The following is a 24,489-nucleotide window of genomic DNA, read 5'->3' as shown; positions in this document are numbered from 1 at the left end:
CAGCACTGCATTATATAGTTATAAAGTAGTTCTAGCAGAATCCCCGTTGCAATCCAATTGCTAAGGTCACAAATATATGTCAATCATAGCAAAGAATCTGAATAAGGTTCGTTCTGAGATAGCTTCTTCAGCCTCTAAAAGTGGACGAAAAACTTCAGATATCACCCTGTTAGCCGTCAGTAAAACTCGCCCTGCTAACGATATTCGTATTGCAGCTAACGAAGGTCAGGTGCATTTTGGCGAAAACTACCTACAAGAAAGCTTAGAAAAGATTAACGAGTTAAAAGCTCTTGAGCTATGCTGGCATTTCATTGGCCCATTACAATCCAATAAGACCCGCGCAGTCGCCGAAAACTTTGATTGGTTACATACCTTAGATCGTTTCAAGATCGCCAAAAGGCTCTCCGAACAACGCCCAACAGATTTGGCACCCCTGAATGTATGCATTCAGGTCAATATTAGTAATGAAGATAGCAAATCCGGCTGCCTGCCTAGTGAACTAACAGCTCTGGTCAATGTTATTAGCGAATTACCTAATATCTGTGTGCGAGGCCTCATGGCAATCCCCAAAGCGACTCAAGACGCACAGGAACAACAAGTCGCTTTTGCAAAAATGAAAGCACTACAACTTGAATTACAGGCTAAATACCCTCAACTAGACACACTATCCATGGGCATGTCTGGGGATATGGATGCAGCCATCGCTGAAGGTTCAACTATTGTACGTATTGGTACAGCTATTTTTGGCCCTAGAGCACCTAAATCCGCCTAATTTTTGTAAGGATCAATTGTGAATAACCAACCAACTCTCGCGTTTATCGGTGCTGGCAATATGGCTCGCGCTATCATTGGCGGCCTAGTCAGCAATGGCTACCCGACAGAAAAAATCTGGGCCAGCGAGCCTGAAGCTGAGCGCCTTGTCGATTTAAAGGAACAAGGTCTAAAAACAACGACAGACAACGTCGAAGCTGTTCAAGCGGCAGATGTAGTGATCCTTGCAGTAAAACCACAGATTTTAAAAACAGTAACAGAATCGATTTCTGAAAGCGTACAAAGCTCTCAGCCGCTAATCGTTTCAGTTGCAGCCGGCATCATGACTACAAGCATCGACACTTGGTTAGGCGGTAATACCGCGATTGTTCGCTGTATGCCGAATACCCCAGCACTCGTACAAACAGGCGCGAGTGGACTGTACGCCAACGCCAAGGTTTCTGCAGAACAACGCCAACAAGCGGAAACTGTGCTAAATGCAACGGGCATTACATTATGGGTAGATGAAGAATCACAACTTGATGCCGTAACCGCTGTATCAGGCTCTGGCCCGGCATATTACTTCCTTATCATGGAATCCATGATTGCTGCCGGTGAAAAATTAGGGCTTTCAAAAGAGACGGCTACCCAATTGACGCTACAAACCGCACTTGGTGCAGCTAAAATGGCAAAAGAGAGTGAGTTTGACCCAGCTGAATTACGACGCCGCGTGACCTCACCTAATGGTACAACAGAGCAAGCGATCAAATGCTTTATCGAGGGTCAACTCCCTGAGCTATTTGATAACGCAATGCAAGCGTGCAATGACCGTTCTGTCGAACTTGCTGAAGAATTGGGCAAAGATTAACAACATAGCCCAACAAAGGTTCAACATCACACAGCTACACTCTATACTGCGTGGAAGTTGAACCTAACTATAATTGTTTTACCAACAGATCAACGACATAGGAATTGATATGGCTCAGGATCCAATCGTGTTGATAATCCGCATGCTAGGCGAAATGTATGCGTTCATCATTATCTTGCGTTTCCTTTTACAATTGTCCCATGCCGACTATTACAATCCGATATCTCAAGCGATTGCCAAGTTAACGAACGTACCTGTAGTAGCAATCAGTCGTGCGGTGCCTCGCATTGGCAAATTTGATCTTTCCGCCTTGCTCTATGCAACGGTCGTGAAACTCGCAACACTGTTGTTGATCGTAATGGTATCGGGCATGAACATGCCCAACATTGCTCAACTATTGGTACTTGCCATTGTGGGTGTTGTTAATGGCATTCTGGAGATTTATTTCTGGGCGGTATTAGGCTCAGTTATTATCAGTTGGGTCGCACCTGGCAGTTATCATCCTGGCCCGCAATTGATTCAACAAGTCACACAGCCTCTATTTAAACTTGTGCAGAAGGTGATCCCACCTATAGGTGGTTTAGATTTGTCACCTATATTTATTTTCCTTGCGATCACAATCATACAATCCCAGTTAGGCCGATTTGTTTACTAACTGATAAAGCAGAGCGTTTTCGTTCGCTCTGCTTTATTTAATTATTTGATAGAGATTTTTTACATTAATCGCTTGGACAAATACGAGCTTGTGACGTAAAAACTCGTTAAAATAGGTTAACTTGATTAACTTGTAAGATCATTTTACTGAGATACCTAAGGTGACAGATTCAACTTTCATTTCTCTTGGTCGCGTACTCATCTTCTACGAGATGTGAAGCTCGACTCCTCTAGCGCATCTAGCGCTCCGTTTCGTTGTGTAATTTGAAAATTGCTGTTTTAGAGTCGAGATTAGAAATGCCTGCTGTTATTCCTGAAGATTCCGTTGGAATTGTTACACCTGAAATTATTGAATTTAATGAGCCCTTACAGCTTCAATGCGGCCGTACTTTAGATAAATACCACCTTATCATCGAAACCTACGGTGAACTGAATAAAGATCGCTCAAATGCAATCCTGATTTGTCATGCTTTGTCAGGTAATCACCACGTTGCTGGCTATCACAGCATGGACGATAAAAAGCCGGGCTGGTGGGATAGCGCTATAGGCCCAGGTAAAGCGATCGATACCAATAAGTTCTTTGTTATCGCGTTAAATAACCTAGGTGGTTGCCATGGCTCAAGCGGCCCTAACCAGATTAATCCTGAAACCGGCAAACCTTATGGCCCTGATTTCCCGATTGTCACAGTCAATGATTGGGTCGAAAGCCAAGCGCGTTTGGCTGATCGCTTCCGCATCGAGCAATTTGCAGCCGTTATTGGTGGAAGCTTGGGCGGCATGCAGGCGTTACAGTGGTCGATCAATTATCCTGATCGTCTGCGTCACTGCATGGTTATCGCAGCCGCACCTAAGTTATCAGCACAGAACATCGCCTTTAACGAAGTAGCTCGCCAAGCAATTAGTAAGGACTCTCAGTTCCATAACGGTCACTACTACGAGAAAGATGAAGTACCTAAAGTCGGCCTAATGCTGGCACGGATGTTGGGTCATATCACTTACCTATCAGACGACGGCATGCGCAGTAAATTTGGTCGTGAACTTCGTTCCGGACAGATCAGCTACGATTTTACACCGCAGTTTGAAATCGAGTCTTACCTTCGCTATCAGGGCGAGCGTTTCTCAACAGCATTTGACGCTAATACATACTTGTTGATGACTAAAGCGCTGGATTACTTCGATCCAACAGTGGATAGCGGAAAAAGCCTTCCAGAAGTGCTAGCACAAGCAAAAGCGAAGTTTATGGTGATCTCATTTACTACAGACTGGCGTTTCTCACCAGAGCGCTCACGCGAGATTGTTGATGCACTAGTAGAAGCCGATAAACAAGTAAGCTATGCAGAAATTGAAGCGGCTCAAGGACATGATGCGTTCCTAATCCCTATTCCTCGTTACCTAGACATTTTCTCTGCTTATATGGAACGAGTTGAACAGGATACTGTAGCACTAAAAGCAGAGGAGAAAAGCTAATGCGCGCTGATTTAGAACTGATCAAAGACTGGGTAGAACCTGGCAAGCGCGTGCTTGACCTTTGTTGTGGTGATGGTGAATTACTTCACTACCTACAAACAGAAAAGAACGCGACCGGCTACGGTTTAGAAATTGGCCAAGACAATATCACTGATTGTGTTCGCAAAGGCGTCAATGTAATCGAAAAAAATATTGAAGAAGGCCTAGCCTCAATCAAAGACAATACCTTTGATACCGTAATCATGACGCAGGCTATTCAAATCATGATGCGCCCAGATCAAATTGTTGATGAGATGCTTCGTATTGGTAAAGAGTGCATCGTTACTTTCCCAAATTTTGGGCATTGGCGGGCACGAGGATATCTGGCGTTCAGAGGTAAAATGCCTGTATCTAAATTCCTACCCTATACTTGGTATAACACACCCAATACACATTTCTGTACGTTCAATGATTTTGAGCAGCTGTGTGTTGAACGCAATATCTACATCATGGAACGTACCGTTGTGGATAACGAACACCAACACCGGTGGTGGATCCATCTTTGGCCAAATATGCTGGGCGAAATTGCCATCTACCGGATTACAAAATAAGTGAGGCCGATTATGCATCACATAAAAAAATGGACATCTGCTTTGCTGCTCTCCGCAATGGCACTGATCAGTCAGCCGCTATTAGCCGAACAGTTTGTTGCGCATGACAACTACGAGATCCACTACAACGCTTTCTACAGCACCTTTATCCAACCTGATGTTGCACAAGCAATTGGCATTCAGCGCAGTAAACGCCGCGCTTTAGTGAATGTCTCAGTGCTGCAGAAAGAAGACGGGGAGAAAAAGCCTGTAACAGCTATCGTGAAAGGCAAAGCAACTAATTTGATTCAGCAAGTGCAAACCATGGACTTCAAGAAAGTCGATGAGGGCAATGCTATCTACTACATCGGTCAGTTTGGCTTTACTGACGATCAAGTGATGCGTATCTCGCTAGATGTTCAGCCGGACCCAAACAAACCCGCTTACACTGTAAAATTTGAACAACGCTTTTACGAAGAGTAAGCCCTAACAACTCACAAAAAGGCGCATAATCATGCGTCTTTTTTTATTTTTCAGTGCGGTGAAAGAATGATTAATAAAATTGTGCTCGCTAGTGGCAACAAAGGTAAGTTAAAAGAGTTTAATCAAGTTCTGGCAGACCTAGATGTCGAAGTCGTACCTCAATCTGAATTCAACGTAAGTGATGCCGATGAAACCGGCTTAAGCTTTGTAGAAAACGCCATTCTAAAAGCGCGCCACGCAGCTGAAGTTACGGGGCTACCTGCACTAGCCGATGATTCAGGTCTAGAGGTGGATGCCCTTCAAGGCGCTCCAGGCATCTATTCAGCACGCTTTTCTGGTGAAGGTGCCACTGATGCTAAAAACAATGAGTTACTTCTAGAAAAGCTTGAAGGCATTCCTAGCGAACAACGCAGCGCTCGCTTCCGCTGTGTTTTAGTCTTTATGCGTCATGCTAACGACCCAACCCCATTAATCTGTCAGGGCAGCTGGGAAGGGACAATTCTCGAACAAGCAAGTGGAAGTAACGGTTTTGGGTACGACCCGCTGTTCTGGATTCCTGAACTGGAAAAAGCATCAGCTGAATTAGCACCTGAACAAAAGAATCAACTCAGCCACCGTGGCCAAGCAGTTCAACTGCTGAAACAAAGCATCAAACCTTATTTGAAGTAACCGTTTATGAGCCTACAGCTGCCACCATTATCTCTTTACGTACACATCCCGTGGTGTGTGCGTAAATGCCCTTATTGCGATTTTAATTCTCATGCTCAGCGCGATGAACTACCTGAAGCAGAGTATATCCAGTGCTTATTGGATGACCTAAAGTCCGAAAAACACCTCGCACAAGGTCGCAGCATACAAACAATCTTTATTGGTGGCGGCACTCCAAGCCTGTTTTCTGCAGATAGCTTTAAAGTATTACTGCAAGGCATTAACAATATTATCCCGCTAGAAAAAGATGCCGAGATCACGCTAGAAGCTAACCCTGGCACTTTCGAGCAAGATAAGTTTGTTGGCTATCGAGATGCGGGGATTAATCGACTCTCTATCGGCGTGCAAAGCTTTAACAATCAGCATCTCGCAAAGCTTGGACGAATACATAGCTCTGAAAACGCTATTAAAGCAGCCACATTAGCGCGTGAGCTCTTTCCTAAATTAAATCTAGACTTGATGCATGGTCTTCCTGACCAAACACTTGAAGGTGCATTAAGTGATTTAGAACAAGCTATAGCACTACAGCCTGATCATCTATCTTGGTATCAGCTCACCATTGAGCCCAATACAGAATTCCATTCTCGCCCTCCATTACTCCCTATCGATGACACTTTGTGGGATATCCAAGAACAGGGGCAAGCGCTTATCTGCTCCGCAGGTTACAGCCAGTATGAAATTTCTGCCTATGCTAAGTCGAATGACAACCGAGCCAAACACAATTTAAATTACTGGCAATTTGGTGACTATCTCGGCATAGGCGCAGGTGCTCACGGCAAGATCACACTTCCAGAGCAAAACAAAATTATTCGCCGCTGGAAACAGAAACAACCTAAAGCCTACATGAACCCAGAAACACGGCTAACAGGCGATACTGAAATAAGTCCAGAAGAGCTACCTTTCGAATTTATGCTCAATGCTTTAAGACTCTATCATGGGGTTCCCTCGGACCTATTTACACAACGCACAGGCCTGCCCTTATCGACTATTGAGCACCCTTTAACTAGCGCAAGGCACCAAAAGCTACTAACAAAAGAGCTCAATACACTTTGCCCAACCGAGCAAGGTCGTTGTTTTTTAAACAATTTACTCGCTTTTTTTATGCACTAAGTAGTTTTACGGTTCGCAAACAAGATCATTTGTACTAAGTTTATAAGCGATATTGAATTTTCTGCAGACAGGGATAGGTCAGCTCTCAAATTTTATTCCTAGGCGCAGTAAAAATGACAATAAAATTCAAACTAACGGCATTAATAGCGTTCATTATCATTTCGATCGCATCGATGTACGGCATGCTCCATTTTGCAATCAACAACGTTTCCAGCTTGAAAGATGCTGAAACAGAAGTCAGCAACCTTGAAAGCAGCATGCTGACCTTGCGACGCCATGAAAAAGACTTCTTAGCTCGAGACGATATCAAGTACCTAAAACGCTTTGACGATACCGTTGCTGCATTTCAAGCCGAAATAACCACTCTTGAAGAGCACTTAGACCACGCCGGTATTCCGCACGAGAAAACTAAAGATCTACATATAATCATTGATACTTATGCCGATAATTTCCATCAGTTAGTGAAATTGAAGCAGGAGATCGGTTTATCTCACAATGAAGGCCTGCGCGGAGAGCTTCGCAAGGCAGTACACGGTGCTGAAAGCAAAGTAAAAGAGCTAGATAACTATCATCTCTTAGCCGATATTCTGCAATTACGCCGCAATGAAAAAGATTTCCTTATCCGTAAAGACCTGAAATACCGCAAAAAATTTGAAGCAAATTTTGAAAAATTAAATAACGACCTAGAAACTGAGTTATTCAACAAAAGCGATATAACCGAAACTAAACAGTTGCTATCTGTCTATCGTTCTAAATTCCTGACCCTGATCGACAACTACGAACAGCTTGGACTCAGCAGCAAGCAAGGCCTTCTAGGCGAAATGAGGAAATCAATTCACAAATCAGAGACTTTACTTGACGAACAAGTTATCGAAATTACGGAGCGTTTAGAAAACGAAATAGCTTCGATCCAGCTTTTCTCAAGCATAAAAGCCATCATCATCGCAGGCATCGTATCTGCAATAGCCCTATGGATAGCTCACAATATCATTTCTCGCCTACGCAACCTTCAAAAAGTAATGGGCAATGCCAAAGAAAATAAAGACCTGACCGTCCGTTACAATGTTGTCTCAAAGGACGAATTAAGTGATATGGGGCATAGCTTTAATAGCATGATGTCTGAATTCCAAAGCTTGCTCGATCGTGTTAACAACTCTTCAATGCAACTAAGCGCCGCTGCCGAAGAAGTGTCCGCAATCGCTGTTGAAACCTCTCAAGGCTTAGAAACTCAAAAAGCCCAAGTAATCCAAGTCTCTGCCGCTGTACAAGAGATGGAAAGTGCTATGCGAGAGATTGCTCATAACACTGAATTGACTGCGCAAACTGCAAGCCACTCACAACAAAGCGCTGCTGAAGGCCAACGTATCATCAGTCACGCAATCGAGAATATTAACAACCTAGCAGAAGGTGCTAGCCAAAGTACCGAGGCTGTCACTCTGTTAGAAGAAAACGGTACTAAGATCGGCACAGTACTAGATGTTATTAAAGGGATTGCCGAACAAACTAACCTACTTGCACTTAACGCTTCCATTGAAGCTGCGCGCGCAGGTGATCATGGCCGCGGCTTCTCAGTCGTTGCTGATGAAGTTCGAGGTTTGGCTGGTAGAAGCCAAGAATCTGCGACTGAGATCGATGTCATGATTAATGACCTACAGCAGCAAACAGGACAAGTATCCAACTTAATGATGCGTAGTGTCGAGGTAAGTGCTCAAAGTGCAGAAGAGGCAGGAACCAGCATTAGCGCTCTGGATAAAATCATGAATGACGCCACCAACATTGTCGATATGACATCTCAGGTGGCTGCGGCTGTTGAACAACAGACTGCCATGGCAGGTGATATCAACAACAATGCTGAGCAAATTCAAACGATTGTCGAGGTAGCCAGCGAGCAAGTTGGTCAAAATGCTGAAGCGAGTGAAGAAGTCGCTAAACAAGCGGCTTACTTACAACAAATAGTAGGCCAGTTTAAAGTTAAATAATTACCTTAGAGAGTTATACGGTTGTGAGCTTGCTGTTTAATTTCAGCAACTCGCGCCGGCAACTCGCTTAAACAAGATACCTGAGCAGACGCACTAGGTGATTTATCACCCGATTGTAGATTAACCCAGATTGTCCACAACCCAACAGCTGCAGCGCCTTCCACATCATGCTCATGATTGTCACCCACATGGATAACCTGTTCTGGCCGTAAATGAGTATGCGCTAACATCTGTTCGAACATTAATGGGTGCGGTTTCATCTGACCGACATCATCTGCTTTGAATTGGAAATCGATCAGGTCCGCAAGACCTACTCTATGAATATCAGCATTACCATTACTCAACGCACCCAACTGATAGCCTTGCTGCTTCAATTCCAATAGAACTTCACGTGCATGCTCAAAAAAGACCACTTCCTGGCGGGCTTGAATAAATACCTCAAAAGCTTGTGCCGCCAAGGCTTCTACTTCATCAGCACTATAGTCCGCTTTTTGTAGACCATACTTCAGCTGAGCCATGCGAATCAGCGTTACGCTATGGGAAATTTCTGGAGCATCTTCTAAAACAATCTGACGCAAACCCGCAAGATCATGCAACCTGTAATGCTGTAAAAATGCCGGTGCATGCTCAGATATCCAAGCAAACATAGTTTGGTTTGCATGCTGGATAACAGGGTCGACAGCCCAGAGAGTATCATCAAGATCAAAGGTAATGCAGCGTATCATTTCTGGCTCTTTTTCCGTGCACGAGGGTGAGCACCTTCGTACACTTTCATTAAATGTTGGAAATCTAGGTGGGTATAGATTTGTGTTGTTGATATATCTTCATGCCCTAGGAGCTCTTGTACGGCACGTAGGTCACTACTGGATTCAAGCATATGACTAGCAAAGCTGTGACGGAGCCTATGGGGGTGAACTTTGCCATTCACGCCTAGATATTTACCCCAATAATCCATTCGCTGCTGCACCGAGCGAACCGTAATACGGCTGCCTCGCTTGCTAACAAAGAGTGCGTTCTCATCATAATTCGCCAATTCGTGACGCACATCGAGCCAACGATCTAAGGCTTCAAGTGCCTTCCGGCCTATGGGCAACTCACGCTCTTTACGGCCTTTACCCACGACCCTTAAGCTTCCCTCTGATAGGTCTAAACTATACAGGTCGATAGCCACCAGTTCTGACACACGCAGCCCAGATGAATACATAAGCTCCATTATTGCAGCATCACGAGCAGATATATTATCGGTCACGGGCACATCAAGCAGCGTCCCCATCTGATCCACATCGAGTGTAGAGGGCAGCTTACGAGATGATTTAGGAGCCTGAACGGCTACAGCAGGGTTTTGTTCTACGACCAATTCACGAGAGAGGAAATTATAGAAACTACGGATAGCTGACAGAGAGCGCTGAATACTGCTACCGGCCAGATCTTTACGATGTAGCATCGCTACATACTGACGAATGTGTTTAACCTCAACCGAAGACCATTCAGTCAGTGATTGTTGCTCAGTAAAATCGAGTAGTTTGTTGAGATCGCGACTGTAATTATCGAGGGTGTAAGGAGAGAGCTGGCGTTCAGTCGCTAGGTAATGAAGAAACTGCTCTAACAGCGCTTCTTTCAACTCTCTCCCCTATCTTTCTTTAGTGATCCTGCTGACGCAGAATACGAGAAGCTACGCGGCTTAATACTTCACCAACATAGCTTAGCAATACTGTGCCTTGGCTACTGGTAAAGTAGTTCGCATCAAAGCTACCAATTGCCAACAAACCTAAAGTTTCGCCCTGCACTAACGGTACAACTGCAGCGGATTGAACTTTGATAGCTTCATCACCAAAAATGAATTCATTTTCAGCATCAGACAGACGTCCACAACTCGGCAGATTAGTCCCGACCAAACTATCAATCACTACCGCATCTTCACGCAACGTCAGGCGCAGGTTATTCACATCTAAAGGTTTGCTTGTGAACAAGATCAACGCTGTGCTATCGCTAGCAAAGTCTTGGCATAAGCTTTCATCAATCGCGACAGCGATATCATCCAGCGTTTCAGCTTCCAGTAATGCCAATACCATACGTTTAGTCTTTTCGAACTGCAGATCATTATGTCGTGCAATATCGATCAGATCAGAAAGGTGCGCTGTTAGATTCTGGTTTTTTTCACGTAGAACCGTGGTTTGACGCTCAACCAAAGAGACGGCTCGACCTGTCTCATGAGGTACGTGTAATTTCTCTAGTAATTTTGCATTACCTGTGAAAAAGTCAGGGTGCTGCTGAAGATATTCCGCTACCTGAGCTTCGCTAATCTGTCCTGTTTCTTCACTCATACGAAGATCTGTCCTTCATAAACCGTTGTTGCTGGCCCTGTCATAATAACGGGATGGCCTTCACCCTGCCACTCGATCTCAAGATCGCCACCAGGAAGATGAACTGTCACAGGCATATCGAGCAGACCGCGTAATTTACCTGCAACAACCGCGGCGCACGCACCGGTACCACACGCAATCGTTTCACCAACACCACGCTCAAACACACGCAGATTAACTTCATTACGCGCTAAGACCTGCATAAAACCGATATTCGCTTTTGCAGGGAAACACGTATGTGGTTCGAGTACTGGGCCCAATGTTTCTACTGGGGCTGTTTCGGTGTTATCCACAACCATAACCCCATGGGGGTTGCCCATAGATACCGCACTTAATTCAACTGTTTCAGCTGCGCCTTGATGGTCAACCTCAACAGGGTAAGTAATTGCTTGCTGGTCGGCCGCAAAAGGGATCTCTGAAGGCTGCAATATAGGCTGCCCCATATTGACCTCAACTCGCTTATCTTCGCGAATTTTCAGGCACATACGGCCATTAGCCGTCTGCACGACAACTTCAGACTTACCCGTTAAACGCTTATCACGAACAAACTTGGCGAAGCAACGAGCACCATTACCGCAGTTTTCAACTTCTGAACCGTCTTGGTTGAAGATACGGTAACGGAAATCGACATCTGGATCTGAAGGTGGCTCAACGATTAATAGCTGGTCAAATCCAACACCAAAGTTACGATCACCAAGCTTCTTTACCAGTTTAGGCGTAACTTTTACGCGCTGGGTCACTAGATCCAGCACCATAAAGTCATTACCTAAACCGTGCATTTTGGTAAAACGGACTAACATCAATAACCCCTAGCGATCCTTAGGTAGAAGTTGTTCACCTTTAACCAGATCAGCTAGCGTTTCACGCTTGCGAATCAGGTGGAATTGATTGTCATCCACCATCACTTCCGCAGGACGACCACGGCTGTTGTAGTTAGACGCCATCACAAAGCCATAAGCACCTGCAGAACAAACAGCGAGTAAATCACCTGCTTCTAGCGTTAGCGCACGATCTTTACCTAAGAAGTCACCCGTTTCACAAACAGGACCTACAAGATCCCACTGTTTCTCTTCACCACCTTCGCGCAACATTACCGGAACAATCTCCTGATAAGCGCTGTATAAAGATGGACGGATCAAGTCATTCATTGCACCATCAATGATTGCGAAATTTTTCTCGCCGGTGCACTTCAAAAACTCAACACGAGTCAGCATTACACCGGCATTGGCCGCAATAGAACGACCAGGCTCAAAAATCAGCTCAAGGTCACGACCTTCAACTTTCTTAAGAACCTCAGAAATATATTCTTGAGGCGTTGGAGGCACTTCATCGGTGTAACAAACACCTAGACCACCGCCCAAATCCAAATGCTTAATTGTGATGCCTTGCTCAGCTAACTGATCTACTAGTACCAATACACGATCGAGTGCATCTAGGAATGGAGTAACTTCCGTTAGCTGACTGCCGATGTGGCAATCCATACCGACAACATCAACATTTTCCATCTGAGCTGCGCGGCCATAAATGCGTACAGCTTCATCAATATCGATACCAAACTTATTCTCTTTTAAACCTGTAGAGATATAAGGATGGGTACCTGCATCTACGTCTGGGTTCACACGGAATGAGATCGCAGCCACTTTGCCTTCAGCGCCAGCGACTTCGTTTACACGTTCAAGCTCAGCTTCTGACTCAATGTTAAAGCAACGAATACCTACTTCGAGAGCACGCGCAATTTCTGCTGGCTGTTTGCCAACACCTGAGAAAACAACTTTGGAAGCATCGCCACCTGCACGCAGAACACGTTCTAGCTCACCGGCAGATACGATATCGAAACCTGCACCTAGGCGCGCAAGTACATTTAGCACGGCAATGTTGGAGTTAGCTTTTACGGCATAACAAACTAATGAATCATGCCCTTCTAATGCATCTGCGTATGCCAAGTAAGCACGCTCAAGTGCATCACGAGAATACACATAGGTTGGTGTACCAAACTCTTCGGCAACGCGTGTTAAAGCAATTTCTTCACAGCAGAGCTGCCCATTTTTATATTCGAATGAATCCATGAAAATTCTCTTACTTCTGCTGTGACTTTTTCTGATTTTCTGCATCAGGCAGATACAATGGGCCTTTCTGGCCACATCCGCCCAGTACTAACATACTGAGCAGGACAACTAATCCAATTCGTTTGGTCTGCGTTTTCACAGTGGGAATCCCATTAAACGGTCTAATGCGTCGATTATACCTAGTTCACAGCGATTTCATAAAAACGTTTTTCATTTCCAAGCAGATATAAAGAAAAAACTGCCTTTTAATCGATAATTTTGGGAGTTAATGAGAACCATTCTTCGGCTTTTAGCTATTGCTTGATATACTTCGCCTCTATAAACACGATTTCAAGGCAATAGCGCCGGAGTAAACATGACTGAAAGCGAATTTAACGATCTGGTTGAAGAAACATTAGAGCAGATTGAAGAGGTGCTAGATGATGCAGAAACCGACATTGACGTTCAGTTCGGTGGCGGGATTCTAACGATCATCTGTGAAAACCGCACTCAGCTTATTTTTACCCGTCAGGCTCCTGTTAAACAACTGTGGTTGGCAACCAAGAGCGGTGGTTTCCACTTTGACTATGATAAAAGCCTTAATAGCTGGGTTTTGGATAGCGACGGCCAAAAGCTTGACGATTTCTTCGGTAAAGCCTTTGCGGAACAAGCGGGTGAAACTCTGACTTTCGATCTATCTGGAGCTTAATATGTCATTCTCAAATGCGCTACAACGCCACTTTGATACCTTTAACCAGTTAGACAAAATTGCTGCTGATAGCCAACTACTTGCCGATCAAATTGAGCAATGCTTCGACCAAGGCGGCAAATTGATCTTCATGGGTAACGGCGGCAGTGCAGCCGACAGCCAGCATCTAGCAGCTGAGTTTGTTGTACGTTACAAGGCAGAACGTCGTCCACTAGCAGCGATAGCACTTACGGTTGATACTTCGATTCTTACCGCACACAGCAACGACTACAGTTATGATTCTGTTTTCACTCGTCAGCTACAAGCACTAGCCAAGCCTGAAGACATAATCATCGGTATATCGACTTCAGGCAACAGTGCTAACGTCATTGATGCGATTGAAGCAGCGAAAGAGATCGGTTGCACCACTTGGGCTTGGACAGGCTATCACGGTGGTAAGCTAAACGATATTGCCGACCACTTAATCCGCGTGCCATCTGATGAAACAGCACGCATTCAAGAAGCCCACATTTTTGTAGGGCACTGGTTGTGCGAAGAGATGGACAGACGAACCACTAGCAACGCCTAATGGTTCGTCCGCATTAATTTTTATTAATGCAGACCCGCTCAGTCAAGGCGTATAAACGATCCAATGCGCCTTGATTTTCCTTAACAAATGCCTGACCTAACTCGCCAATTCTCTCTCTTTCAGCAGGCGCTTGTATCAACTTCTCAGCCTGTCGTAGCAATGCAGTTTCATCTTCGACTACAACCAACCCGCCAGCTTCGCGTAATGAGTCGCAAATAATTTGGAAGTTAAAGAAATGTGGCCCCATAACAACGGCTTTCTTTAAAACTGCGGGCTCCAATGGATTATGCCCACCGCGCTCAATTAAACTACCGCCAACAAACGCAATATCAGCCGCCGCTAACAGTTTCATAAGTTCACCCATAGTGTCGCCAAGATACACTTGAGTTTTAGGGCTCGGCTGTTGACCTAAGCTACGACGCGCCAACTTAAAGCCCTGTTGTTTTATAAGCTCTGCAACACCGTCAAATCGTTCCGGGTGGCGAGGAACGATAACCAGCAATAGCTCAGGAGTGCTCTCCAATAGCTTGTGATATACATTTAAGATCGCAGTTTCTTCGCCTTCATGCGTACTGGCGGCAATAAAGACTGGTCGATCTAAACCCCACATATCTCTCAGGGCGACTGCCAAACGCTCACTCCCTTCTGGAGCAGAGACATCAAATTTGATTGAACCGGTTACCTCCAAAGCGCTCTTTGGAAGACCTAAATCAACAAAGCGCTGACCATCAACGCTATTTTGCGCAGCTATCTTAGTGATCTGCTTTAGCATCTGATCAGCCATCTTGCTGAAACGAGCGTAACCTTTTGCAGATCTTGCCGACAAACGCGCATTTGCGACCAACACTGGCACATCATGTTTGGCACAACCTGCAATCAAGTTTGGCCATAATTCAGTTTCAACAACCACACAACCGCGCGGTTTCACTTTGGAAAGAAAACGATTAATCGCACAAGGCGCATCATAAGGGCAGTAATAGTGAGTAACACTATCACCAAAAGTATCGATGATTCTTTCAGCTCCCGTCGGAGTCATAGTAGTCATCACAATGGGCAGCTGCGGATAGCGGGCTTGTATCAGCTTAACGAGAGGAATTATCGCCAGTGCCTCACCGACAGAAACAGCATGAATCCATAAAGGACGATCGTCAAAGGCTGGCGATTGCATAAAACCAAGTCGCTCTTGCCAACGCTGGCGATAAGCAGGCGCCTTACGACCTCGCAACCATAACTTCAGCAAAATAAACGGTAGAGCGATATAAAACAGGCAAGTATAGAGAGTGCGATTCATAAAAAGTAAGCACGCCAGTCGACAATAAAGTCGCCTAGTATAACACGCATCGGCTAGCTCCTAAGCGCCCTCATGCTTATAATGCCGTCTATGAATACACTTAAACTTGATCTCATAATCGTGGGCGGCGGCGTTGCTGGCCTTTGGCTTCTCAATAGAGCAGTAAAAGATGGTTTAAATGCCATTTTGCTAGAAAAAGACACCTTAGGAGGCGGACAAACCATCCGTGCACAAGGGATCATTCATGGCGGTACCAAGTATGCGCTAAACGGCGTACTGACCCAAGCATCCAATACAATCAAAGAGATGCCGCAACGCTGGCGTGATTGCCTAAATGGCAACGGCGAAGTAGACCTCACCTCTGTAGAAGTCTTATCTGAGGCTCACTATATGTGGTCTAAAGGCTCTTTAGGCTCTCGCATGACCACCTTCTTTGCGACCAAAGCCTTTCGCGGACGTGTTGAAGAGGTATCCAAATCAGATCGCCCTAAAGTGTTTTCAAACTCCAAATTTAAAGGGTCTCTCTACCGTTTGAATGAGCTGGTATTAAACGTACCAACCGTGATTGATGCACTAAGAGCACCTGTTGAAGATCGCATATTCAAAGCGGATTTGAACCAAGCTGAAATCCAGATTCATGATCAACAGATTCAGAGCATCACCTTTAAGAAGCATGACCTAACACTTGAAACAGCTCAGCTGGTAGTGACCTCTGGTGAAGGCTACGAATCTATTGCTAGTCAATTATCGCTCGAACAGCCTGAGATGCAAAAACGCCCTTTGCATATGGTAATGGTCAAGCACGACCATAATTTGCCTACGTTTGCCCACTGCATCGGTACTGGCAGCAAACCAGTAGCAACGATTACCACACACCCTTGCAGTGATGGCAAACAGGTTTGGTACCTTGGCGGCGATGTTGCCGAAACCGGGTTAGATCGCTCTCCATCTGAACAGATTCAATTTGCTAAAAAAGCTATTTCAGATTTACTCCCTTGGGTCGACCTTTCAGATGCGCAATGGAGCACATTCCATGTCAATCGTGCTGAACCAAAGCAATCATCTCTATCAAGGCCCGATTCTGCTTTCGCGCAGAAAGTCGGCAATTGCATCGTGGCTTGGCCAACAAAATTAGCGCTATCGCCTGATTTAGCCGATCAGGTACTACCATTATGCGATAAAGTACTTTCTGATACCGACCTTTCGCCCCTAAAAGTACTTCCTAAGCCAGAAACTGCACAGCCTTTATGGGAGAGTGAGTTTTGATTAAACACGAGCTAGCTCAAACAGGTTTAAAGATCTCACCTATCGGTCTAGGCACTGTAAAAATCGGTCGTGATAAAGGCGTCAAATACCCAACAGGCTTTACCATCCCTGATGATAAAGCAGTGCTTGATTTAATCGCACAAGCTAAAGATTTAGGCATCAACATGATCGATACAGCCCCTGCTTATGGTAATAGCGAAGAGCGCTTGGGCCCTTTACTTCAAGGGCAACGTAACGACTGGCTTATCTGCTCAAAAGTCGGTGAAGAGTTCGACAATTCGACTGGTGAATCCGGCTTCAATTTCACGCCGGAGCACGTGCAATACAGTGTAGAGCGCAGCCTTAAACGCTTACACACGGATTACATTGATATGTTACTGGTACACTCTGATGGAAATGATGTAGAGATCATCCGCAAGTACGGTATTTTGGATGTTTTAGAGGAACTAAAACAGTCAGGCAAAATCCGCGCGACTGGTATGTCGACTAAGACCGTAGAAGGCGGATTATTAGCTTTAGAGAAATCTGATTGCGCGATGGTGACTTACAATCTAAACCATCGAGATGAAGAAGCCGTGTTGGACTACGCAGCCCAAAACAATAAAGGCATATTGCTTAAAAAGGCACTCGCTTCTGGCCATATCTGCCTAGACCAAACCCAAGATCCTATTCAAGCAAGTTTTGACTTTATCTATGCCCATCCTGGCGTGACTTCAGCCATTATCGGCACAATCAATCCAAAGCATCTAGCGAGTAATGTGAACGCGGCTAATTCCGCGCTCAGCAAACTTGCAATCTAAGCTAGCTTAAACGTGCGATAGCCGACTATTCGTCGCTATCGCCCTGAATTTTCTCAACAATGGCTGTAGTAGAGCAGTTATCTAGGAAGGAAAGCACTCTAACTTCACCACCATAGCTACGCACAAACTCACCGCCAACAACACCTTCAATGCCATAGTCACCACCTTTGACTAAGACATCCGGTTTCACCTGTTCCAGCAAACGTTCAGGGGTATCTTCAGTAAAGTACAGCACCCAATCGACCGCTTCCAAACCAGACAATACTGCCATGCGACGCTCAACCGGATTAATAGGACGACCCGGTCCTTTTAAGCGACTAACGGATTCATCACTATTGATCGCTAAGACAAGGCGATCGCCTTGCGCTCTTGCTTGCTCAAGATAACCAACATGACCCGCATGTAAAATATCGAAGCAACCATTAGTAAATACAATACTCTCGCCTGCAGCACGAGCATCAGCTAACGCAATTAGTAACTGCTCTTCAGTAACTACACCGCGCTCAGCACCTTGTTCTTTAGACACTGCTCGACGCAGTTCTGGTGCACTGATCGCCGCAGTACCCAATTTACCAACAACAATACTCGCCGCAATATTCGATAAAGCCACTGCATTAGTGAGTTCTTCACCCGCTGCTAAAGCTGAAGCAAGTGTTGAGATAACTGTATCGCCAGCACCTGTTACATCGAACACTTCACGTGCACGCGCAGGGAAATGAACCTCATCACCTTCAGCAGGAATCAAAGTCATACCATGCTCACTGCGGGTCACTAGCAAAGCGTCTAGCTCAAGCTCTTTCGCTAACGCCTGTCCTTTAGAAACAAGTTCTTCATCAGATACACAATGTCCAACAATTGCTTCAAACTCGGACAGGTTAGGCGTCAATAAGGTTGCACCGCGATACTTACTAAAGTCACTGCCTTTAGGGTCAACCAGCACAGGTACATTTCCTGCTTTTGCCGCATTAATTAAACCTTGGCAATCAGACAGAGTGCCTTTACCGTAATCAGACAGCACCAACACGCCAACATTACCTAATAAAGGTTCTAATTCTGATTGGATACTTTCGCTGTGTTCAGCAGAGAAAGCTTCTTCAAAATCTAAACGAATCAACTGTTGGTGACGACTGATAATGCGCAACTTAGTGATCGTTGGCTCTTCTTCGGTAATCGAAAAAGCACAGTTCACTCGAGCTGAGGTTAGCTGCTTCTGAAGTGCTTCACCTGCTTCATCTTTACCCACTAAACCGACTAAAGAAACACCTGCCCCTAGAGCAGTTACATTCAATGCCACGTTAGCAGCGCCACCTGGGCGATCTTCATTCTGCTCAACCTTTACCACTGGCACCGGTGCTTCTGGCGAAATTCTTGAGGTCGGCCCATGCCAATAACGATCTAGCATTAGGTCCCCTACAACCAGAACCTGTGCTTTATCAAAACGTGGCATATTGATTTTCATTCAATTTCTCCGTGACTAAGGTGCTCAGTCATTTTCAGTAAACTGCTTCTGGTAAAGATCCGCATACATTCCACCTTGCTCTAACAGCTCAGCATGCGATCCTTTCTCCATAATTTGGCCTTGATCCATTACGACAATTTGATCTGCAGACTCTATTGTTGAAAGTCGATGCGCGATCACCAAGGTCGTTCGTCCTTTCATTACGTTCTCTAAAGCTGCTTGGATATGACGTTCTGACTCTGTATCCAAGGCTGATGTTGCCTCATCAAGAATAAGGACAGGGGCATTTTTCAAAATCGCACGGGCAATCGCGATGCGCTGGCGCTGCCCACCTGAAAGTTTGGTACCTTTTTCACCTACATGAGTATCTAAACCATCAGGCATACGCTCGACAAATTCCATCACATGGGCTGCACGAGCAGCGTCTACAATCTCTGACTCGCCGATACCCGAATCGGCCCCATAGGCGATATTATCTCGAATAGTGCCATCAAACAGGAAAACGTTTTGGGTCACTAATGCGATTTGTGATCGTAAAGAGACCAACTCGTAGTCATATAGTTTATGTCCGTTTAGCAGAATAGCTCCGCTCGTCGGTTCATAAAAACGAGGAATCAAACTTGCCAACGTTGATTTACCACTACCTGATCGACCTACGAGAGCTACTGTTTGCCCTGGCTCCACGTTAAGATTTAGACGATTAAGAACCGGTTTATTTGGCAGATAAGAGAAACAAAGATCTTTAAACTCAAGACGACTACTTCCTGAATCAGTCTTAGCAACCAGACTTCCAGTGTTTTCTTCTTCGGATTCATCTACTAATTCAAAGATACTTTTAGCAGCAGCAATACCCCGCTGAATTGCACTATTTACTTCGGTTAATGCTCTCAGAGGTTTGGCAATAAGGCCCGCAGCTGTAATAAACGCAATAAACTGACCCGCGGTCATATCATTGTTCATCAATGGGTGCAGCGCTAAGAAAATCAGTAGAGCTAACGCACTGGAGACAATAATCTGAACAATTGGAACACTTAAGCCTTCAGTAAACGCTAATTTCAAACTTTGACGCAAATTCTGACCGCTAGCTTGCGCAAAACGCTCTCGTTCTTTCTCACAACCGCCAAACGTACGAACAATCTGAACACCCTGTACATTTTCAGATGCTACGTGTGTTACATCGCCCATAGAATCTTGAATTCGATGGCCTAAACGGCGAAACCGCTTAGAAGCGATCATCACAACCAAAGCGATTAATGGCGAAACAGCCACAAAAACCAGAGTTAGCTGCCAGTTAAGATAAAGGAGATAAACAAAGAGGCCTATAACCGTCATACCTTCTCGGACAGTCACTTTCAGAGAGTCAGTAGCAGCTGTTGTCACTTGCTCTACATTGTACGAAATTTTGGAAAGAATATGCCCCGAGGCATTATTATGGAAGTAGTCGAGCGGTATTTGTAACAACTTGTCAAACATCACAAGTCTTAACTGATGCACAACATTACGCGCTACATAGGCAGTGAAGAAATTACCCATAAAGGTACCTATTCCACGCGCAATGGCGATACCTATTAATGCTAATGGGCCATAAATATAAGCATCTTCCTTTTGCTGTCCGATAGCATCTACAAGATATTCCATTAAAGCAGCAAATCCAGTCTGAGTGCTGGCATAGAGGATAAATCCCAATATTCCCAATAAAAAAGGTAGCCAATAAGGGCGAACATAGGTCAACAGACGAAAATAAATTTTCATCCCCACACCTTTTTCTTGGTCATTTTTAGACATAGATGAGTATAAATCCTCAGAAATTAGGCCGGCATTATAACCTGATGATATAACTTCCCCAACCTTCTCGCTGGCTGACTAACTAGGACACACGTATAATCAACCGCTTATTGATCAAGATCTGATTGACTGTGAAAAAAACTGAATCCTTTTTAGCCCCAAAATACTGGCCTACTTGGTTCGGTGTTATTCTGCTTCGACTACTAGCCTTACTTCCATTCAAATTGGGTCTAGCATTTGGCCGCATACTGGGTATTGCGCTTTATCACCTACTACCAAAACGTCGCCATATTACCGCTGTAAATTGCCAATTATGCTTTCCAGAGCTTAACGAGAGAGAACAAGAACAATTTGTTCGAGATGTGTTCAAGAATAATAGTATTGGTTTAGTAGAGACCGCTTGGTCATATTGGGGTAACAAAAAAGCCCTCCAAGATCGCACTGAATACCGTGGATTTGAATTACTCGATGACGCTTTGAGTCAAGGACGTGGTGTTATTTTACTTGGAGCACATTATTCTCACTTAGATTTAGGCGGCATGCTTTTTTCTGGACATGGAGCTCCACTAATCTCTATGTACCGCCAACACAATAATCCGTTAATGGAAAAAACAATCCGCCAAGGGCGTGCTTCGTTTAGCCGCCCAATTGAGCGAAAACAGTTACGAGAAATTATTCGCTGCCTCAAGAAAAACCAGGTTATTTGGTATGGACCTGATCAAGACATGGGTCATAAGACATCGGTTTTTGTGCCTTTCTTTGGCCAAACAGCAGCTACCGTGACAGCTACAACTCGCATGGTCAAATTAAACAACTCCCCTCTTCTATCAATGCAACAACGCCGCAAAGAAGACGATTCTGGCTACATTGTAGAAATTGTTCCTGTGGATAATTTTCCTAGCGGGGATGAGGTTAAAGACGCTACACTGGTGAATTTAGCGGTTGAAGCAGGCGTAAGAAAAGCACCCACACAGTATATGTGGGTTCACAAACGTTTTAAAACACAGTTAAATGGCAAGGAAAGCCCTTACAAAAAACCTCCCAGCAGTAGGTCTACCAAATGAAATTGCCTTTAAAGATCATTCTAGTTAATCGTTTGGCGAAGCTGTTTGGAGCTTTGGTTAAGGGATTCTCCTTTATTTTTCACTTTGTATTTCCAAAGAAACGCTTCATCATCCCAACTCAGAGTGATCCTTTAGTTAAAACGAAGAAGAACACAAAGATCCCAAAGATCATTTGGCAGACGAACTACACAAATCGTGTCAGCTTACCTGTGTATTGTAATTACTTATTCAATCGTTTGATTTCACCTGATTTTGAATATCGTTATGTCAGCACAGAAGACCGTCTTACGTTTATCAAAGAGAACTCCTCGACCGATATAGCAGAAGCTTATGAAAAGCTGAAAGATGGCGCGGCTCAAGCCGACCTTTGGCGTATGATCACTCTAAACCATCACGGTGGTATATATATGGATATTGATGCTCATGCTGTTTGGCCGATATCTAAAATGATCAACGAAGAAGATGATGAAGTATTTCTGCTTAACAAGGAGCACTTTACTAACTATTTTATTGCCAGTGCTCCTCAAAATCGCGTTTTGACCAAGACAATAGAAACCATTGTCAAAAACATTCAAGACAGAAACATAGGCCGTGGCGTCTATGATTTAACTGGCCCTGCTGTATTTAATAACGCAATCGGTGAAGAAAGCGTCAATCACAGGTATTACAAGATCACTTGTATTCAAGGCAGCTTTACCAATGAGCATTTCCAATATATCGATAAACCGAGAGGAAAATGGACTCATGCAAAGAAAGAAGACCTTCTCAAAGACTAGCGCTGAACAACCTAATTATTGACTTTTCTTTGAAGCAACATTGATGAGCAAGCAATTCTCTCTCCCGACCCAAACGTCCTTAAGCTATACATATAACGCTTAAACCTTCACCTAAATAATAAGGTAGGTACTCATGTCGCAGAGGCTCAAAAGAGTAAATTAACACCAGAACCTTCCAATTATCATGACGTACAAATACTACATTTGCATTAACACCCTTGGAAAAGTTTTAAAAATAAGCGACATACCATAAATCAATGACAAACGCACCTTACGCTTCGGGTTTAGCCTCGTTTGACCCAGCGATCCTAATTGCTAAAATCACACAGGAAATCATCTTCCTAAACTCAGTCATTATCATTTACACAGGCTTATTGGTGATACTCGCCTGTTTGTTACCAGATAGAATTAAAATTAACGAAGACTCACAAACTGATCCTGTTTTAAAAACATATCAGCCAACAATATAGATTGGGCTATCCGAAATAGTTGTAGATTCAAGCTCAATTGGGCAGGCAACTATATTCAGCAACTTTTTGTCTTCTATAACGATACTTTCTTTTTCTAGGTAATTCTGCAAAGGCAGCTGAACCTCGTTACCCCAAAGTACAATTACATCGCGATCTGATTGACGGTCTTTGCAAGCGAGCCGATATACCTCTCCTTGCTTTTGGTAATGATGTACTTCTACATCTCCCAAAACATCCAACATAGTTTTGTAAACGAAAAAGGCTTCGCGCTTACGTAACCCTTCTCGGCTATCGACCAAACCATATCCGGGCGCGATAAGCTGATGCCAGTGGACAGATTCGACTCTCTGGGTAGCCAGAGCCTGTAGATGGTAGCGAAGCAAAAAATTCGCATAGTCGCTTTCGCTTACGCACTCAGTTTCGCTGGTAGGTGCCCACGGAGCAGTATTGGAAAGGGGCCAATTTGCTTCTGTTAGCAGTAATTTGCTAGACGTTTTAGGGCTTAATCTGGCGATACTGTGCAGGAGCGTAATTTTATTGAAGGTATCAAAAACCTTCATTTGCGGGTTCTCTGGTGCGCCACGTCTGTCTACATACAGAAGCGCTGCCACTTTATCGAACTTCAATCTAAAGCCATTAAACAGAGCTCTAATCAAGTAAGGATATTCAAAGTCGATAACTGAGGGGCCTAATAACTTTAACCCCTGGAACTGCTGATCTCGGACCTTCTGTACCACCTGATAAAACTGTAGATACTCAGCTACTGAGAAGAAACCCCACTTAGAACGATTGATCGTGGTTCCGATTTGAAACTGTTTTACTAAAGGTGAGAAAACATCGAAAACTCTGGCGATATCTTTAGCAAGCAGTTGATGATCACCAATATGTTGACGATCTTGCACTACCACTAAAAGAATTTCTTTCTCTCCAAACCCCGCCACAAACTGAGAATACTCATCGATACGATCCATTTCCGACAGGAAAAAACGCACCTGTAAGCTTTTACAACCTAGCTCCTCAACCAACGCATATTGCTCTTCCCCTTTGTCTAAATTGACACAAAGGGAAAAGAAATGCGCCGAAGACGGCTCCACTTTTCGATTAAAGAGCCATGCGATCAGAGCTAAAGGAAATACGATACAAGATGTCAAAAACGTAAGCAGATAGTCTTTTAGGTGCTTACGCTTCATCCGTTTTTTATAAGCTCTGTCAGTAATGATTCGCGGTTGATCGGAATAGTGATCCCACGGATGTAGATCATCTTCTGAACTAGGTTTAGGCGCTGGCAAGACGCTCTCCTTCTAA

At 44.5% G+C, this 24,489-nt stretch carries 25 protein-coding genes; 15 read left to right on the top strand and 10 right to left on the bottom strand.

Going from position 1 to position 24,489, the window contains the following annotated elements; translation table 11 throughout:
• The first annotated feature begins 76 nt into the window (after window positions 1–76).
• The 9 genes from ACMXYO_RS01520 (at window position 77) to ACMXYO_RS01480 (ending at window position 8,588) form a co-directional block, all read left to right on the top strand.
• Window positions 77–772 carry a YggS family pyridoxal phosphate-dependent enzyme gene (locus tag ACMXYO_RS01520; RefSeq protein WP_415886686.1) on the top strand — a complete coding sequence of 232 codons (696 nt, stop codon included), beginning with the start codon at window positions 77–79 and terminating at the stop codon, window positions 770–772.
• Window positions 773–790: 18 nt separating this feature from the next.
• Entirely contained in the window at window positions 791–1,618 is an 828-nt protein-coding gene (proC, locus tag ACMXYO_RS01515) for a pyrroline-5-carboxylate reductase (RefSeq protein WP_415886685.1), read from the top strand.
• A gap of 109 nt (window positions 1,619–1,727) precedes the next feature.
• Window positions 1,728–2,273 carry a YggT family protein gene (locus ACMXYO_RS01510; protein ID WP_415886684.1) on the top strand — a complete coding sequence of 182 codons (546 nt, stop codon included), beginning with the start codon at window positions 1,728–1,730 and terminating at the stop codon, window positions 2,271–2,273.
• Window positions 2,274–2,569: 296 nt separating this feature from the next.
• Window positions 2,570–3,739: a homoserine O-succinyltransferase MetX gene (gene metX, locus ACMXYO_RS01505; RefSeq protein WP_415886683.1), complete on the top strand. Its 1,170-nt coding sequence runs from the start codon at window positions 2,570–2,572 to the stop codon at window positions 3,737–3,739.
• Complete coding sequence (gene metW / locus ACMXYO_RS01500) at window positions 3,739–4,329, top strand: methionine biosynthesis protein MetW (protein WP_415886682.1); 591 nt, start codon at window positions 3,739–3,741, stop codon at window positions 4,327–4,329. Before metX ends, metW begins: the two co-directional genes overlap by 1 nt.
• Window positions 4,330–4,341: 12 nt before the next feature.
• Entirely contained in the window at window positions 4,342–4,791 is a 450-nt protein-coding gene (locus tag ACMXYO_RS01495) for a DUF4426 domain-containing protein (protein ID WP_415886681.1), read from the top strand.
• A gap of 66 nt (window positions 4,792–4,857) precedes the next feature.
• Complete coding sequence (locus tag ACMXYO_RS01490) at window positions 4,858–5,460, top strand: XTP/dITP diphosphatase (protein WP_415886679.1); 603 nt, start codon at window positions 4,858–4,860, stop codon at window positions 5,458–5,460.
• Window positions 5,461–5,466: 6 nt separating this feature from the next.
• Complete coding sequence (hemW, locus tag ACMXYO_RS01485) at window positions 5,467–6,609, top strand: radical SAM family heme chaperone HemW (protein WP_415886678.1); 1,143 nt, start codon at window positions 5,467–5,469, stop codon at window positions 6,607–6,609.
• Window positions 6,610–6,722: 113 nt separating this feature from the next.
• A complete protein-coding gene (locus ACMXYO_RS01480; RefSeq protein ID WP_415886677.1) occupies window positions 6,723–8,588 on the top strand; it encodes a methyl-accepting chemotaxis protein in 1,866 nt (621 codons plus the stop codon).
• Between the two features lie 5 nt (window positions 8,589–8,593).
• Here ACMXYO_RS01480 and ACMXYO_RS01475 read toward each other — a convergent pair whose 3' ends face one another.
• From ACMXYO_RS01475 to lptM, 6 genes are read right to left on the bottom strand one after another with little or no spacing between them, the layout of a single operon-like run.
• Window positions 8,594–9,313, bottom strand: a complete 720-nt coding sequence (locus ACMXYO_RS01475) for an HAD family hydrolase (protein ID WP_415886676.1) — start codon at window positions 9,311–9,313, stop codon at window positions 8,594–8,596.
• Window positions 9,310–10,209 carry a tyrosine recombinase XerC gene (gene xerC / locus ACMXYO_RS01470; RefSeq protein ID WP_415886675.1) on the bottom strand — a complete coding sequence of 300 codons (900 nt, stop codon included), beginning with the start codon at window positions 10,207–10,209 and terminating at the stop codon, window positions 9,310–9,312. The genes ACMXYO_RS01475 and xerC overlap by 4 nt, the downstream gene beginning before the upstream one ends.
• Before the next feature lie 19 nt (window positions 10,210–10,228).
• The gene (locus ACMXYO_RS01465; RefSeq protein WP_415886674.1) at window positions 10,229–10,912 is read right to left on the bottom strand and encodes a DUF484 family protein; all 684 of its coding nucleotides are present in this window, start codon (window positions 10,910–10,912) and stop codon (window positions 10,229–10,231) included.
• Window positions 10,909–11,751: a diaminopimelate epimerase gene (gene dapF, locus ACMXYO_RS01460; protein ID WP_415886673.1), complete on the bottom strand. Its 843-nt coding sequence runs from the start codon at window positions 11,749–11,751 to the stop codon at window positions 10,909–10,911. The genes ACMXYO_RS01465 and dapF overlap by 4 nt, the downstream gene beginning before the upstream one ends.
• Window positions 11,752–11,760: 9 nt before the next feature.
• The gene (lysA, locus tag ACMXYO_RS01455) at window positions 11,761–13,017 is read right to left on the bottom strand and encodes a diaminopimelate decarboxylase (protein ID WP_415886672.1); all 1,257 of its coding nucleotides are present in this window, start codon (window positions 13,015–13,017) and stop codon (window positions 11,761–11,763) included.
• A gap of 10 nt (window positions 13,018–13,027) precedes the next feature.
• On the bottom strand, window positions 13,028–13,156 hold the full coding sequence (gene lptM / locus ACMXYO_RS01450) for an LPS translocon maturation chaperone LptM (protein ID WP_415883207.1): 129 nt from the start codon (window positions 13,154–13,156) through the stop codon (window positions 13,028–13,030).
• A 216-nt stretch (window positions 13,157–13,372) separates the two neighbouring features.
• On the opposite strand from lptM, the gene cyaY reads away from it, so the two are divergent.
• Both cyaY and ACMXYO_RS01440 read left to right on the top strand, forming a co-directional pair.
• Entirely contained in the window at window positions 13,373–13,705 is a 333-nt protein-coding gene (gene cyaY / locus ACMXYO_RS01445; RefSeq protein WP_415886671.1) for an iron donor protein CyaY, read from the top strand.
• Between the two features lies 1 nt (window position 13,706).
• On the top strand, window positions 13,707–14,273 hold the full coding sequence (locus tag ACMXYO_RS01440) for an SIS domain-containing protein (RefSeq protein ID WP_415886670.1): 567 nt from the start codon (window positions 13,707–13,709) through the stop codon (window positions 14,271–14,273).
• 13 nt (window positions 14,274–14,286) lie between these two features.
• On the opposite strand, the gene waaA is transcribed toward ACMXYO_RS01440, so the two are convergent.
• On the bottom strand, window positions 14,287–15,564 hold the full coding sequence (waaA, locus tag ACMXYO_RS01435; protein WP_415886669.1) for a lipid IV(A) 3-deoxy-D-manno-octulosonic acid transferase: 1,278 nt from the start codon (window positions 15,562–15,564) through the stop codon (window positions 14,287–14,289).
• 90 nt (window positions 15,565–15,654) lie between these two features.
• Here waaA and ACMXYO_RS01430 point away from each other — a divergent pair, with 90 nt between their 5' ends.
• Together ACMXYO_RS01430 and ACMXYO_RS01425 are read left to right on the top strand one after the other, a co-directional pair.
• Window positions 15,655–16,830 (top strand): FAD-dependent oxidoreductase, encoded by a 1,176-nt coding sequence (locus ACMXYO_RS01430; RefSeq protein ID WP_415886668.1) that lies wholly within the window; start codon window positions 15,655–15,657, stop codon window positions 16,828–16,830.
• On the top strand, window positions 16,827–17,630 hold the full coding sequence (locus tag ACMXYO_RS01425) for an aldo/keto reductase (protein WP_415886666.1): 804 nt from the start codon (window positions 16,827–16,829) through the stop codon (window positions 17,628–17,630). The genes ACMXYO_RS01430 and ACMXYO_RS01425 overlap by 4 nt, the downstream gene beginning before the upstream one ends.
• Window positions 17,631–17,655: 25 nt before the next feature.
• Here ACMXYO_RS01425 and hldE read toward each other — a convergent pair whose 3' ends face one another.
• Window positions 17,656–19,089, bottom strand: a complete 1,434-nt coding sequence (hldE, locus tag ACMXYO_RS01420; protein WP_415883201.1) for a bifunctional D-glycero-beta-D-manno-heptose-7-phosphate kinase/D-glycero-beta-D-manno-heptose 1-phosphate adenylyltransferase HldE — start codon at window positions 19,087–19,089, stop codon at window positions 17,656–17,658.
• 24 nt (window positions 19,090–19,113) lie between these two features.
• Window positions 19,114–20,874: a lipid A export permease/ATP-binding protein MsbA gene (gene msbA, locus ACMXYO_RS01415; protein WP_415886664.1), complete on the bottom strand. Its 1,761-nt coding sequence runs from the start codon at window positions 20,872–20,874 to the stop codon at window positions 19,114–19,116.
• Window positions 20,875–21,005: 131 nt separating this feature from the next.
• Here msbA and lpxL point away from each other — a divergent pair, with 131 nt between their 5' ends.
• Together lpxL and ACMXYO_RS01405 are read left to right on the top strand one after the other, a co-directional pair.
• Window positions 21,006–21,938 (top strand): LpxL/LpxP family Kdo(2)-lipid IV(A) lauroyl/palmitoleoyl acyltransferase, encoded by a 933-nt coding sequence (lpxL, locus tag ACMXYO_RS01410; protein WP_415886663.1) that lies wholly within the window; start codon window positions 21,006–21,008, stop codon window positions 21,936–21,938.
• Window positions 21,935–22,714, top strand: a complete 780-nt coding sequence (locus tag ACMXYO_RS01405; protein WP_415886661.1) for a glycosyltransferase family 32 protein — start codon at window positions 21,935–21,937, stop codon at window positions 22,712–22,714. The genes lpxL and ACMXYO_RS01405 overlap by 4 nt, the downstream gene beginning before the upstream one ends.
• 454 nt (window positions 22,715–23,168) lie before the next feature.
• Here ACMXYO_RS01405 and ACMXYO_RS01400 read toward each other — a convergent pair whose 3' ends face one another.
• Complete coding sequence (locus ACMXYO_RS01400; RefSeq protein WP_415886660.1) at window positions 23,169–24,473, bottom strand: hypothetical protein; 1,305 nt, start codon at window positions 24,471–24,473, stop codon at window positions 23,169–23,171.
• Window positions 24,474–24,489: the final 16 nt, after the last annotated feature.

The sequence above is a fragment of the Neptuniibacter sp. QD37_6 genome (assembly GCF_047778085.1).
In the GTDB taxonomy this organism is placed as follows: domain Bacteria; phylum Pseudomonadota; class Gammaproteobacteria; order Pseudomonadales; family Balneatricaceae; genus Neptuniibacter.
This window is presented reverse-complemented; position numbering and strand designations above follow the sequence as displayed.